Below are 13351 nucleotides of genomic sequence, written 5' to 3'. Positions count from 1 at the left end.
CATCAACCCCATATGTAGGAGCGAGCTTGCTCGCGAAAAACGCCAACAAAACGCGTACTGCCTGAATAAACGCGGTGCCTGTGAGTTTTTCGCGAGCAAGCTCGCTCCTACAGTGGTATTAGAACCGCGTGATTCATTTCACCCACAGGAGCGCCCATGACCCTGCCGTTCGTGAAGATGCACGCCCACGGCGATGACTTCATTATCATCGACCGCCGTGGCGAGGATAACCCCATTAATGCGCAGATTGCCCGCCATCTGCGTAACCGCCGCACCGGCATCGGTTTCAATCAACTGGCGGTGGTGCTCGACTGTGAGCAGGCCGCCGCGCGCGTTCAGTTCTGGAACCCCGACGGAACACGCCTGCAAACCTGCGGCAGCGCGACTCGTGGCGTGGCCGATCGCCTGATGCATGAGGCAGGTGCCGAGACGATTGTGCTGCTTAGCGACCGCGGTTTGCTGACATGCACACGTGCTGATGGGCAGCGGGTGTCGGTGGACATGGGCGCACCCTCGCTGGGCTGGGCGTCGGTACCCTTGGCCAAGGCGATGGACACCTGCGTGTTGCCTATCGACGGCCAGCCGGCAGCGTGCAGCATGGGCAACCCGCATTGCACGTTTTTTGTAGAGGATGTGACTGCGCTCGATATTGAGGCCATGGGCTTGGCCCTGGAAGTTCACCCGCTGTTTCCGGCCAGGACCAATGTGCATTTCGTGCAAGTGCTGGACCGCGGCCATATCCGCCTGCGTATCTGGGAGCGTGGCGGCGGTGTGCCGCTGGGGTCCGGCTCATGCTGTTGCGGGGCGGTCGTCAGCGGCATCCGGCGAGGGCTGCTCGATGAGCGTGTGGAAGTCCAGTGCGACGGTGGCGCGGTCACGGTGCAATGGGACGGGCAGGGCGGCGTGATATTGACCGGCCGTGTCGAGCCGATCATGCAGGGCACCGCGTACCTGGACTAGAACTTCACGGTAAACGTGGTGCCGGCACTCGCACAGGAACTCACCGCCACGTCGCCGCCATGTACTTTGGCCAGTTCGCGCACGATATACAGGCCCAGGCCTACGCTACGCACGTCGCTGCCTTGGTCGGTGCCGCGGGTCATGGGTTCGAACAACCCGGCCAGCAGGGTTTGCGGAATCGCCGGGCCGTGGTTGTGCACCGCAACCGCGCAGGTGTTGTCGCCCAGGCGTGAGGTGATGGTAATCGGCTGCAGCAAGTCGCCATAGGCCACGCTGTTGGCCACCAGGTTACCGATCATCTGTTGCACACGGTCGGCGTCCAGGCAGGCGTCGCCCTGGCCCTCGGCGTGATGCACCAGCGTGGCCTTGGGGAAGGCCACCCGCAGTTCGTCGACGCTGCGATGAATAACGCCATGCAGGTCCAGCGGTTGCGGCTTGATGGTAATGCCCTGGCCGACCCGGGCCTGGGTGAAGTCCAGCAGGTCGGCGATCATGCGATGGGCGCGTTCGGAAGACTGGCCGATGTGCCCCAGTAGCTGGCGCTCCTTGGCCGTGCGCTCGCCGCGCTGGAGAAAGTCGGCGGCCATGCGGATCGCAGTCAGAGGGTTTTTCAGGTCGTGGCTGACAATCGCCACCATCTGTTCGGCAAACAACGCCCGGCGCTGGGCAATGGCATAGGCCTCGCTCAGCTCGGCCTGGGCCTGTTGCAGGGCCAGTTCCGTGGCGGTTTTTTCCTGCAGCAGGGCTTCGGCCTGCTTGCGCGCATTGAGCAGTTCGCGCTCGTACTTGTCACGGTCGGTGGTGCCGAACAGCGCCAGGTCATACACCACGCCGTCCGGCTGCTGGCGCTGGTTGGCATTGAGCAAGACCGTGACTTTGTGCCCGTTGCAATGGCGGATGTCGAGCTTCACCTCGGTGACGCTGCCGTGCATGCGCAGCATTGGCGCCAGGTGCGTCTGGTAGAAAATCCGCCCGCCCATGGCCAGCAGGTCCTGGAAACGCCGGCCCAGCAGTTGGGCCGCCGTGAAGCCCAGCCAATCGCACAAGCGTGGGTTGACGTGCAGGATCGTGCCATCTTCCTGGGTCACCGCCAGGGCACAGGCCGCGCTGTCAAACAGCGGGTCAACGGGCATCGGCAGCCGCCCAAGGGGCCAGGAACCGGTCCATCGCCGCGGCACACGCCTGGGGGGCGCTCATATGCGGGCAATGGCCGACATTCTCGACCAGGCAATAAGTGCTGTTAGGTAATACGGTGTGCAGGTATTCACCCACGGCCACGGGGGCGATCAGGTCGTCGGTCGATTGCAGGATCAGCACCGGGGTGGTCAGGCCGAACACATCCTGGCGGTTATCCGACAGGAAGGTCACGCGGGCGAACTGCTTGGCGATGTCCGGCTCGGTGCGACAGAAGCTGTCGGTGAGCACCTCGCTCAGGTGCGGCTGCGTCGGGGCGCCCATGATCACCGGGGCCATGGCGCTGGACCAGCCAAGGTAGTTGCTGTCGAGGGTGTCGAGCAGGTCGTCGATGTCATCGTGCTTGAAACCGCCGACATACTCCTCAGTATCGATATAGCGCGGCGATGGGCCAATCATCACATGCGCGGCAATGCGTTCCGGGATGAAACGATCAGCGAGAGTGCCGATCATCGAGCTCACCGAGTGGCCCACTAGAATCACCGGGCCTTGGGCGTAGGCGTCGATAATCTCGTTCAGGTCATGGGCATAGCCATCCAGGCGGCTGTATTTGGCTTTGTCGAACGCACTCAAGTCCGACAGGCCGGCGCCAACCAGGTCATACAGCACCACGCGAAAGCGGTCGAGAAAGTGCGGCGCCAGGGCATCCCACATGGCCTGGTTGCAACCGAAACCGTGGGAAAACACCAGGGTCGAGGGACCGTTGCCCATCACATGTACATTGTTGCGGTGACTTAGGTCCATGGGCGTCCCGTAGATGGCTTATTGCTATGCAGCTGATCGGCAGTTTAGATAGTCGCAGGCCCTGGGTCACGCGTTTGCACGCAGATAAGGTAAAGTCGGCGCCTTCAGGGAGAGACTTCAGGTAACCATACATGATCGTGCTTGTGCGGCAATCGGTGTTCAGCCTACTGGCCCTGGTATTTTCCAGCCTGTTGATCACCGCTCATGCGGACACCTCGCCGATTGGGGTAGCCCTTGATCAGCGGGTCATTGACCTGACAAACACCCTCGACTCGGGCACCGCCCAGCGCCTCAAGCAACAACTGGCTGACCTTGAACAACGCAAAGGCGCGCAAGTGGCGGTATTGCTGGTGCCAACCACCGGCAGCGCCGATATCGAAGGCTACGCCAACCAGCTGTTTCGTGCCTGGAAACTGGGACGCAAGGACGTCAACGACGGCATCCTGCTGGTGGTGGCCAAGGACGACCGCAAGGTACGTATCGAGGTGGGCTACGGCCTGGAAGGCATCGTCACCGACCTGCTGGCCCATCGTATTATTGAAGAACAGATCACCCCGGCGTTTCGCCAGGGCGATTTTGCCGGCGGTGTGCAACAGGGGGTGGACGCCCTGACCGTGCTGGTGGACGGCGGTGACCTGCCGCAACTGGCGGGAGCCGGGATCAACCCCCAATTCATGGCATTGTTGGCGGCGCTTATCCTGGGCGGCTTGGGCGGCGTGGCGATTGCAGCCGGCAAGCTGCATTGGCGCAAGGCGTTGATCGCCGCCGTGGCGGCCACGCTGTTGTTGACGCTGCTGGCGGGCGGTTGGGAGTGGCCGATGTTCCTGTTTGTCGTGCCGCTGACGCTGTTGATAGGCGGCGCGATATTCGGCGCGCTGTGGCAGGTGCGTACGCTGTTTTACTGTGTGATCGGGCTGCTGGCTTACAGCCTCGGGTTGGTTATGGCAAACCAGTACGTGGATGTCAGTTTCATCCATTGGCTGCTGTGGCCATTGGGCGTCTTGGTGGTGCTGGGGTTGTACCTGGTACTGCTGCTGATCATGAGAGAGACATGGCGCACCAGCCGCGCCGGTTTTATCGTGCGGCTGCTGGCGGCGGTAGTGGTGTACGTGGTGGCAGGATGGGTGATTGACGGCGGCCGCGACGGCTGGCTGCTGGCGTTTCCTATCGCATCGTTTGTCGCGCTGATTATCTTTGGCAAGGTTGGCGAGGGGGCTGGATCTGGCTCGGGCGGTGGCTCCGGTTCAAGTTCCAGCAGTTCTAGCAGCAGCTCGTCCGGTGGTGGTGGTGGTTCCAGTGGCGGTGGTGGGGCTTCCGGCAGTTGGTGACTCGCTGGCGGATGCCCACGCTTTCGCACCCCACCCATGGCAAGCGCGTGTTTGGCAATACCATGGGGAGGCGCAACGGCTTGGATAGCAAACAGTCGTTTGCACTGTTACGCCTTGACCCAACCGCCCTTGCCGCCGGATTTGATTTAGGAATCTATGGGGGCGCGATTGGCGACGCTCGGAGCGTCGTCGATGACCTTTTGGTCCGCAGGCAGGTAACCGTGATCAAACCGATGGGGAAGAGGGGGGATCTGCGCGTCGTCGATGACCTTTTTGTCCGAAGGCAGGCAGAGGTGATCAAACCGACGGGGAAGAGGGTGGATCTGCGCGTCGTCGATGACCTTTTTGTCCGAAGGCAGGAAGATCTGATCAAACCGATGGGGAAGAGGGTGGAACTGCGCGTCGTCGATGACCTTTTTGTCCGAAGGCACGAAGTGGTGATCAAACCGATGGGGAAGAGGATGGACCTGAGCGACGTGGATGGCTTTTTTGTCCGAAGGCAGGAAGAGGCGATCAAACCGATTGCGATTGGCGTAGGCCCGATATTCGTCGCCGACGCTCTTCCAGCCGCACTTGCCATCGGACACTTCTGCATCATCGCCAACCCTGTTTTCTTCCAAGGGGTTGTACCTGGGTTTATCGTTATCGATCTTGTTTGCGTCAACAGGTTGATGGGTCGGGATGGATGGGGTGAAGCCACTGATTGAAGACACGATTACACCTCTGTGATAGCCAGGAAGATGCCCCGCCGGGGCAGGGTCCTGGCGGGGTGTTTCGCAGGCTACAGCGCCCGGAACCTTCACTCAATGTGGCCTGTTTCGCGTGAATGTAAGCGTGTGAAACCCCTGTGTGGTTAGCTCATACAGCGGGAGAAGTTGCTGTAGGCACAATCTGAGATAACGCTTTGCAGCGTCAGGCTTGACGTCAGACAGCACAGACAAATCCAGGATTTTTACCTGTTGAAAAGCATTCGTTCCCTGCACGGCTTTTCGGCAGTTTCATGCCTTGCAACACACAATCACAACTGCGACGGTGTGGCTTTCAACGCCATCACCATTTCATGCCACGCCATCCCACCGTGATCCGACGGCGAAGGGCGCACGTAGGTATAGCCCATGCGGGTGTACAACGGCACATGCTGTTGCTTGCACATTAGATGAATCGTCTGCTTGCCCAGTGTTCCCATGCGCTGCACGAACGCGGTCATCAGTTTTTTTGCATAGCCTTTGCCTTGATGGGCCGGGTCGACCACTACCGACATGATCACCACATTCGGCGCCTCGACGTCATGGCCCACCAACTCCTTGAAAGCCTCGTCCGACATTACCACCTCATGGGCACAGCCCGAGTTGATGAACCCCACCACTGCGCCATCTTCCTCCAGTATCAGAAATCCCTCGGGATACTGCGCGATGCGCGTGGCGATCTTTTCAAGCGTTGCGGCTTCGTCGCCTTCGTAAGCGGTGGTTTCAATGTGAAAGCAGCGTGCGGCGTCGGTGGGCAGGGCGTTGCGCAGGGTGAGAGTGGGCATGGGCGGTTCCAGGGATGTTCAGTGAAAGGCCACATCATAGAGAAACATCGGGCCTATGGCACCGCACAGCCATTCATCACCCCTTGTAGGAGCGAGCTTGCTCGCGAAAAACGTCAACGATAACGCGCGCCTCCTGGATGAACGCGGCGCCTGCGAGTTTTCGCGAGCAAGCGCGCTCCTACACGTTGTAAGGGTAGGGCAGGCGCGACCGAGAGTCTGTATCAAACCCCTCCCACCAACTTGCCACTGTCCATCCGGCGCTTATACGCACTGTCCCGACTCGCCAACCAGAAGTACAACGGCGAGGTCACCGCCAGCCCCACCACCCACGACAAGTCCGCGCCGTTGATGTGCTGCGAAATCGGCCCGACGTACAGCGGCGTGTTCATGAACGGAATCTGCACCGCGATCCCCACCGCATAGGCCAGCAGCGCTTGCGGGTTGTACTTGCCGTAGATGCCGCCATCTACACGGAAGATCGAGGCGATGTCGTATTGGCCTTTATGAATGGCGTAGAAGTCGATCAGGTTGATCGCCGTCCAGGGCACCAGCACCACGAGCAGCACCAGCACCATGTCGACGAAGTGGCCGATGAAGTCTTGGGAGGCAAACACCGCCGCAATCGAACAGGCGGCCAGCACGATGATGGAGATCACCGCACGGCTTTTCGCGGTCGGGATCCAGCGGTAGGCGAAGGTCTGTACCAGGGTGATGATCGACAGCACCGCGCCGTACAGGTTGAGGGCGTTGTGGCTGATCACGCTGAGCAGGAACAGCACCAGCATCAACGGGCCGATGGCGCCGGTGGCGAGTTTGACGGCGTCCATGGTGTCCATGCCTACCGGCGTGGCGAGCACTGCCACGGCGCCGAAGATGAACGCCAGGCTCGACCCCAGCGCCGAGCCCAGGTAGGTGGTCCAGAAGGTGGCGGCTACCGGCACGTCGGCTGGCAGGTAGCGCGAATAGTCCGACACGTAGGGCGCAAAGGCGATCTGCCATAGCGCGGCCAGGGAAACGGTGGCCAGCCAGCCGGATATATTGAAGCTGCCACGGGTGAGGAAATCCGTGGTCTGCACATGGGTGAAGATGTAGCCAAAGCCCAGCACGATGCCGGCGCCCAGTACCCAGGTGCCGATTCGATTGAGTACGTGGATGAAGCGATAGCCGATGATGCCGATGATCCCGGAACCAATGGCACCGATAACGATGCCCACCGGTACAGGTACGACGTCCACCACGCCGTGCAGGGATTTACCGGCCAGCACAATGTTGGAGGCGAAGAAGCCGATGTACATCACCCCGGCAATCACCACCACCAGCAACGCGCCGAGGGAGCCGAACTGAGCACGGCTCTGGATCATCTGCGGGATGCCCATCTGCGGGCCCTGGGCTGAGTGCAATGCCATCAACACACCGCCGACCAAATGGCCGACAAGAATGGCGACAATGCCCCACACCAGGTTGAGGTGGAACAGTTGCACACCCAGTGCGCCAGTGACGATCGGCAACGGCGCGATGTTGCCGCCGAACCACAGGGTGAACAGGTCTCTTACCTTTCCATGGCGATCTTCCGGGGGCACGTATCCAATCGTGTGTTTTTCGATGAGCGGGGCGGAGGATGTTGCAGTGGTGACCATGACGAGCTCCAAGGCAAGGTGAGTACGTGGACGTACTTCGCTATGCGCTGCACGGGCGGCGCTTTGTTGTTGGAGTGATCATCTGTAATGGGCGCAGGCAGGTAAATTAGTAAGTTTGTTGCTATAGACCTTAAAAAAAATATCTCACGTGGTTTTATGCTCCGGTATGTTGCATGGGCTTCAATGGCTTGAAAAACCGGTGTATCTGCGCACCTGTTTGGGGCGAAAACCCACGTTTATGGAGGTGCCGATGGCTGCCTACAACCTGCGCCAGCTCAGATATTTTGTGACCACGGCCGAATGCGGCAGCGTCGCCGAGGCGTCGCGCAAGCTGTATATCGCCCAGCCGTCGGTGTCCACGGCGATCAAACAGCTGGAAGACAGCTTTGGCGTGCAGCTGTTTATCCGCCACCACGCCCAGGGCGTTTCCCTTACGCCCAGTGGCGCGCGCTTTTATCGCAAGGCGTTGGAGCTGTTGCGGGTGGCCCATGAGTTCGAGCAGAACGCCCTGGCGGATAATGACGTGGTGGCCGGGCAGATCGACATCGGCTGCTTTGAAACCGTGGCGCCGTTGTACCTGCCACGCTTGATCGCCGGCTTCAAGGCACGCTGGCCAGGGGTGGAGATCCGCATCCGCGATGGCGAGCAGCAGGAATTGGTGCAGGCGCTGACCGCAGGCAGTATCGACGTGGCGATGTTGTTTGAGCACGACCTGGGCGGCACCATCGAGACCACGCCGCTGATGCCGCCCCAACAGCCCTATGCGCTGCTGCCGGCCGATCACCGCTTCGCCCAGCAGGCCAGGGTGTCCCTGGCCGACCTGGTGCTGGAGCCAATGATTTTGCTGGACGTGTTGCCCAGCCGTACCTACTTCGTGAGCATCTTCGAAGAGCGCGGGCTGACCCCGAATATCGTATTCAGCTCGCCCTCCATCGAAATGGTGCGGGGCATGGTGGGGCGCGGGTTCGGGTTCTCGATCCTGGTGACCAAACCCTTCAGCGAGTACACCTATGATGGGCAGAAGGTGGTGTGCATTCCCTTGGCGGAAACGGTCACGGGGTCCGGGTTGTCGGCCGTGTGGTTGCGCCGTGCACCGCTGACCAAGCCGGTGCAATTGTTTGTCGACTATTGCCGTGAAGAACTTGCGCGGTTACTGGCGTGACTGCGAACCAGCCCCGCGCGCTTATGCGGGTCAGTGCTCGGCCAACTGGACCTGTTGCTTGGCCAGCTTCACCACATTGTCCAGGGTAAACCCGAATTTCTCCTGCAACTTTGCCAGCGGTGCCGAGGCGCCAAAGCTGTTCATCACCACCTTGGCGCCGGTCTGCCCGACATAGCGGTCCCAGCCCAAGGGACCTGCCTGTTCCACCACCACGCGGGCTTTCACTGCGGGCGGCAACACGCTGTCGCGGTAGGCTTGATCCTGGTCTTCAAACAGCTCCCAACTGGGCATCGATACCACGCTGGCGGCAATGCCTTCACCTTTGAGCTGCTCATACGCGGCGACCGCCAGGCTGACTTCGCTGCCTGTTCCTATCAGGATGACCTCAGGCTCTTGCGCACTGGCCAGCACGTAGGCACCTTTGGCCGCACCGCAGGCCGCCGCGTACTGGGTGCGATCCAGGGTGGGCAGCGGCTGGCGTGACAGCACGACACAGCTGGGCCGATGAGTCTGGGCCAAGGCGACTTTCCACAATTCCAGCGTTTCATTGGCATCGCCCGGGCGCAAGGTCAACAGCCCCGGCGTGGCCCGCAGTTGGGTGAGGTGTTCGATAGGCTGATGGGTCGGTCCATCCTCGCCGACGCCGATGGAGTCATGGGTAAACACGAAGATCACGGGTAATTCCATGATCGCCGCCAGGCGGATCGGCGGTTTCATGTAATCGCTGAATACCAGGAAGGTCGAGGTATACGGGCGCAGGTAGGATAGCGCCATGCCGTTGGCGATTGCGCCCATGGCGTGTTCGCGGATACCGAAGTGCAGGTTGCGCCCGCTGTAATCATCCGCGCTGAAACGCCCGGCGTCGTCGAAGGTGAGGTTGGTCTTGGTCGAGGGCGACAAATCCGCCGAGCCGCCCAGCAGCCAGGGGATCTGTTGGGCGAAGGCATTCAACACTTCGCCGCCTGAGGCACGGCTGGCGACGCCTTTGGCATCGGCGGCAAAGTCTGGCAGGTGCGCTTGCCATTGCTCGGGCATTTCCCCGGCGCGCATGCGTTGCAGTTCATCGGCCCGTTGCGGCTCGAGGGAGGCCAGGGTCTGGTTCCATTCGGCGTACAACGGCTCGGCACGTTCGTAAAGGGCATCGCGCAACACTGTGCGAGCCTCTTGCGGCACCAGCAAGCTCGAATCCTGCGGCCAGCCATAGGCGGCCTTGGTCAGGCGAATTTCATCGTCCCCCAACGGCTCCCCATGGGCAGCAGCGGTATTGTGTTTGTGCGGTGAGCCGTAGCCGATCACGCTGTCCACGACGATCAAGGTGGGCGCGCCGGTGTTGGCCTTGAAGGTTTCCAGCGCCACGCACAAGGCCTGCAAGTCATTGGCGTCAGTGACATGCACGGTGTGCCAGCCATACGCCTGGAAGCGTTGGAGCACGTCTTCACTGAACGCCAGCTCAGTGTGGCCCTCGATGCTGATGGTGTTGTTGTCATAGATCCAGCACAGGTTATCGAGCTTCAAGTGCCCGGCCAGGGACGCGGCTTCGCTGCTGATGCCTTCCATCATGTCGCCGTCACCGCACAGGGTGTAGACGTCGTAGTCAAACAGCACCTGGCCGTCGCGGTTGAAGCGCTGAGCCAGCCAACGCTCAGCCATGGCCATGCCCACGCTGTTGGCGCAGCCCTGGCCCAACGGGCCCGTGGTGGTTTCTACGCCTGTGGTCATGCGGTACTCGGGGTGGCCAGGGGTCTTGGAGCCCATCTGCCGGAACTGCTTGATATCCTCGAGGCTGACGGCCGGTTGGCCGGAGCGCTTGCCGTGGGCGTCGATCTCTACCACCCCGGCCAGGTGCAATAGCGAATACAGCAACATCGAGGCATGCCCCACCGACAACACAAAACGGTCACGGTTGGGCCAGTCGGGATGTTCGGGGTGATAACGCAGGAAGCGACTCCACAGTGTGTACCCCACGGGCGCCAGGCCCATGGGCGTGCCAGGGTGACCCGAATTGGCCTTCTGCACGGCATCCATGGCCAGGGTGCGTAGGGTATTGATGCATTGGGTGTCGGCAGCAGTGGCAACGTGATTCATAAAACCGTTCTCCCTGGGGTGGCGATCTACAGTGGAGGGCAGGGCGGGGCAAAGGTTTGATCCCATCGCGTGCGCCGCGACGAACGGGTCGTTCTTGACTTCAAACATGACAAGGCTTGTTGGAATGGGCTAGCTTCAAGGGCGTAGACCATCGATCAATCTGTGGAGGTACGCCATGCCAGTGAAACACGACCTGTATCAGGACTTGGGATTGAGCAAGGAAGACGTTCACAAGCGCAGGGCGCAAGACAACCGGTTGGACTCACTGCTCACTCAATACGACGACGCCGACGCCAAGGTGCTAAAAGCGGAAAAAGCCAGTGCCAGCGATGAAGAGGTGGAGAACCTGAAGAAGAAGCGGCTGTTGATCAAAGACGAAATTGCGCAGCGGCTGGGTTAAGCAAACCCGTAACCTGTGGCGAGGGAGCTTGCTCCCGTTCGGCTGCGCAGCCGCCGCCGATGGGGGCGCTTCGCACCCCAGCGGGAGCAAGCTCCCTCGCCACACACACACACGGAATGTGCACATTTGTTCAGAATTGTCTGGAGGACAAGTGTCGCTTCTCTCCTTATGATGCCCCCGTCCACTCGGCTCTGGGGCTTGTTGCGGCGCAAGGATTGCGTTGTTTGAGCCGGGTGGGCATCCTCAGAATTCATGCAACACAGGGCCGAATCGGTCGGCTGCAAATGCCGTCTGTGGGAGCTGGCTTGCCTGCGATGGCGGCCTCCCAGCCGACGCCTACCTACCTGACACACCGCGATCCAACTGTGGGAGCGGGCTTGCTCGCGAAGGCGGCCTGACAGGCGACGCAGGTATACCGGGTGTATATCCATTCCTGCGGTAACGGCCACTTAGGGTTCCGCTTTTACAGCGGCTCACTTTTGAAAAGCCGGAATGCCGGCCCAGACAAAAGTAAGCAAAAGGCTCTTGCCCCACCACTCGGCACCTCGCTTAGGCTCGGTGTGCCCGTAATCCTCCAGTGATTTGGGGGGCCGCCGCCACGCGCCATCCATGGCGCGGGGCGGCTAAACCCGCATCCCTGCCGGTTTACCCCCCAAATCCCTGTCGAATTCCGGCCAGCGTGGTTTGACGGGGCGCTTAAGATCAAGATCAAAAGCAGATCAAGATCAAAAGCGGCTCGCTTCGCATCGTGGTTACCATCAACGCCGTGACGCTTGGCGTTCGGTCTTGCATCCAGTCATTTCAACAGCGTTTCAACGCATATATCCATGGAACGCTGCTGCGTCTGCTCATACAACTGCAACTCATCAATCGTCCTGCGCCCCAGCGCCTGTTCGAAGGCATCTCGGTTGGAGTTGCCCGCGTAGTGACTCTGCGCCCCATCCCCCAGGTTTGACTGGAAGATCCCCGCCGCACTGACCGGCAAAAAGTCCTCATACACCAACGGCTCCACCGCCACATGACCGGCACCGACCAGCGCCTCCAATGTGCGCGGCTGATCGGCCTGGGCGCGTGCCGTCAGGCCTTTATCGGTGACGAAGTAGCGAAAATACGCCAAGCCCTGCTCGCGCATCTGCGGGTAGTTATCGGGGAAGGCGTGGAAGTGCTGTTCCATCAATTGCACATAGCGCTCGGCGTTGGCCTCATTGGGGAATGTGCCGAGTTCGTCGCGGGCGGCGTTCAGCAGTTGGTCGTACAGGGCGCGGCCTTTAGGGGTAAGTGCGACGCCGCGCTGTTCGATTTCGCCGAAGCGTGCGCTGTGGCTGCCGTGGGCATCGGTGAAGGCGATGGGTTCGTCCAGGGCCTTGAAGCTGGTCTGGCGCAGCAGGATCGGACATTGGCGCCGAGGTGGGCCTTCGATCACGGCTTTGGGAGTGATGCCTTTGCCGGGCATCGCCGCCTGCACCTGGTCGATGTCCAGGGTGCGTGGCGTCAGGTGGTTGATGTGCGGGCCTTTGAACGCGACGACGTCGGCGATAAGGCGGTGCTGGTCGCTCAGTTGCTGATATTGGGCGCCGGTGACGGTGGCAGTGTGGTGCCAGCGGAACGTCTCCAGGGCCTGGCGGATAAAGGCCTCGGCATCGCTGGCATTCAAGCCGCCTTGGGTCTCTGCCTGGTCGATCAATGCCAAGGCCTCGCCGGTGAAGATCGAGCGCTTGGCCAGGGCGCTTTCGGCGAAGGCGCGCAGGTCGGGGTTTTCGATCAGTTCCAGGCGCAGCAATGAGGTGAACACGCGAAACGGGCTGGTTTGCAGCGCATGTTCATGCACGGCGCGAAAGGCGGTGGAGTGAACAGGCACGCCAGCGGGGGTGAGGTCGTAGTACCCCACCGGTTGCATGCCCATCACCGCGAACAAACGGCTGATGGTTGCCAGTTCCGCAGCGGTGCCCAAGCGGATGGCGCCGTGGCGTTCCATGCCCAGGCGCTGGATTTCGCCGGTACGTTTGAGCTGGTGCGCCAGGCCCGGTTCGCTGTCGAGCACATGTGCATTGGTCTCGGCCACCAACTCCAGCAACGCCCCATATAATGGAACTTCATCTCGATACATGTCAGACATGGCCTTTGAAAAGCCCTTGCGGATCTCGTCGGCGCTGACATGTGCAGTGGTGTGCATAAAAAAATTCCTGATGACTGGAACGATGAAAGTGGCCTTTGCCTGATTTTGTTGAGCGGCCGGCCGGCTTGCAAACGAAGATTCCTCTGGACTTCATTCTGCAAATGAATGAGTTGACCCTGCGTCCAAGTCTTCAT

The 13351-nt window shown here is 60.8% G+C and carries 11 protein-coding genes; 4 read left to right on the top strand and 7 right to left on the bottom strand.

Translation table 11 applies throughout. The features are described 5' to 3' along the window. Positions 1–156 precede the first annotated feature (156 nt). Positions 157–960 carry a diaminopimelate epimerase gene (gene dapF, locus JFT58_RS04785; protein ID WP_054896562.1) on the top strand — a complete coding sequence of 268 codons (804 nt, stop codon included), beginning with the start codon at positions 157–159 and terminating at the stop codon, positions 958–960. Here dapF and JFT58_RS04780 read toward each other — a convergent pair. Together JFT58_RS04780 and JFT58_RS04775 are read right to left on the bottom strand one after the other, a co-directional pair. After that, positions 957–2093 (bottom strand): PAS domain-containing sensor histidine kinase, encoded by a 1137-nt coding sequence (locus JFT58_RS04780; RefSeq protein ID WP_034125767.1) that lies wholly within the window; start codon positions 2091–2093, stop codon positions 957–959. The genes dapF and JFT58_RS04780 overlap by 4 nt on opposite strands. Beyond that, positions 2083–2898 carry an alpha/beta fold hydrolase gene (locus tag JFT58_RS04775; RefSeq protein WP_054896561.1) on the bottom strand — a complete coding sequence of 272 codons (816 nt, stop codon included), beginning with the start codon at positions 2896–2898 and terminating at the stop codon, positions 2083–2085. The genes JFT58_RS04780 and JFT58_RS04775 overlap by 11 nt, the downstream gene beginning before the upstream one ends. A gap of 131 nt (positions 2899–3029) precedes the next feature. On the opposite strand from JFT58_RS04775, the gene JFT58_RS04770 reads away from it, so the two are divergent. Next, a complete protein-coding gene (locus JFT58_RS04770) occupies positions 3030–4226 on the top strand; it encodes a TPM domain-containing protein (protein WP_054896560.1) in 1197 nt (398 codons plus the stop codon). Between the two features lie 146 nt (positions 4227–4372). On the opposite strand, the gene JFT58_RS04765 is transcribed toward JFT58_RS04770, so the two are convergent. From JFT58_RS04765 to JFT58_RS04755, 3 genes are all read right to left on the bottom strand, one after another. Beyond that, positions 4373–4939, bottom strand: a complete 567-nt coding sequence (locus tag JFT58_RS04765; RefSeq protein WP_127881287.1) for a hypothetical protein — start codon at positions 4937–4939, stop codon at positions 4373–4375. Positions 4940–5244: 305 nt separating this feature from the next. After that, entirely contained in the window at positions 5245–5757 is a 513-nt protein-coding gene (locus tag JFT58_RS04760; protein WP_054896558.1) for a GNAT family N-acetyltransferase, read from the bottom strand. A gap of 221 nt (positions 5758–5978) precedes the next feature. Next, positions 5979–7394: a purine-cytosine permease family protein gene (locus JFT58_RS04755; RefSeq protein WP_054896557.1), complete on the bottom strand. Its 1416-nt coding sequence runs from the start codon at positions 7392–7394 to the stop codon at positions 5979–5981. Positions 7395–7644: 250 nt separating this feature from the next. On the opposite strand from JFT58_RS04755, the gene JFT58_RS04750 reads away from it, so the two are divergent. After that, positions 7645–8556, top strand: coding sequence for a LysR family transcriptional regulator (locus JFT58_RS04750; protein WP_034125760.1), 912 nt, complete (start codon positions 7645–7647; stop codon positions 8554–8556). A gap of 30 nt (positions 8557–8586) precedes the next feature. Here JFT58_RS04750 and tkt read toward each other — a convergent pair whose 3' ends face one another. Next, on the bottom strand, positions 8587–10641 hold the full coding sequence (gene tkt / locus JFT58_RS04745) for a transketolase (RefSeq protein ID WP_054896556.1): 2055 nt from the start codon (positions 10639–10641) through the stop codon (positions 8587–8589). A 175-nt stretch (positions 10642–10816) separates the two neighbouring features. On the opposite strand from tkt, the gene JFT58_RS04740 reads away from it, so the two are divergent. After that, positions 10817–11041 (top strand): YdcH family protein, encoded by a 225-nt coding sequence (locus JFT58_RS04740; protein ID WP_054896555.1) that lies wholly within the window; start codon positions 10817–10819, stop codon positions 11039–11041. A gap of 796 nt (positions 11042–11837) precedes the next feature. Here JFT58_RS04740 and hglS read toward each other — a convergent pair. After that, positions 11838–13214: a 2-oxoadipate dioxygenase/decarboxylase HglS gene (gene hglS, locus JFT58_RS04735; protein WP_054896554.1), complete on the bottom strand. Its 1377-nt coding sequence runs from the start codon at positions 13212–13214 to the stop codon at positions 11838–11840. Positions 13215–13351 lie beyond the last annotated feature (137 nt).

The organism is Pseudomonas sp. MF6767 (assembly GCF_016405475.1).
Classification (GTDB): Bacteria; Pseudomonadota; Gammaproteobacteria; order Pseudomonadales; family Pseudomonadaceae; genus Aquipseudomonas; species Aquipseudomonas paracarnis.
This window is presented reverse-complemented; position numbering and strand designations above follow the sequence as displayed.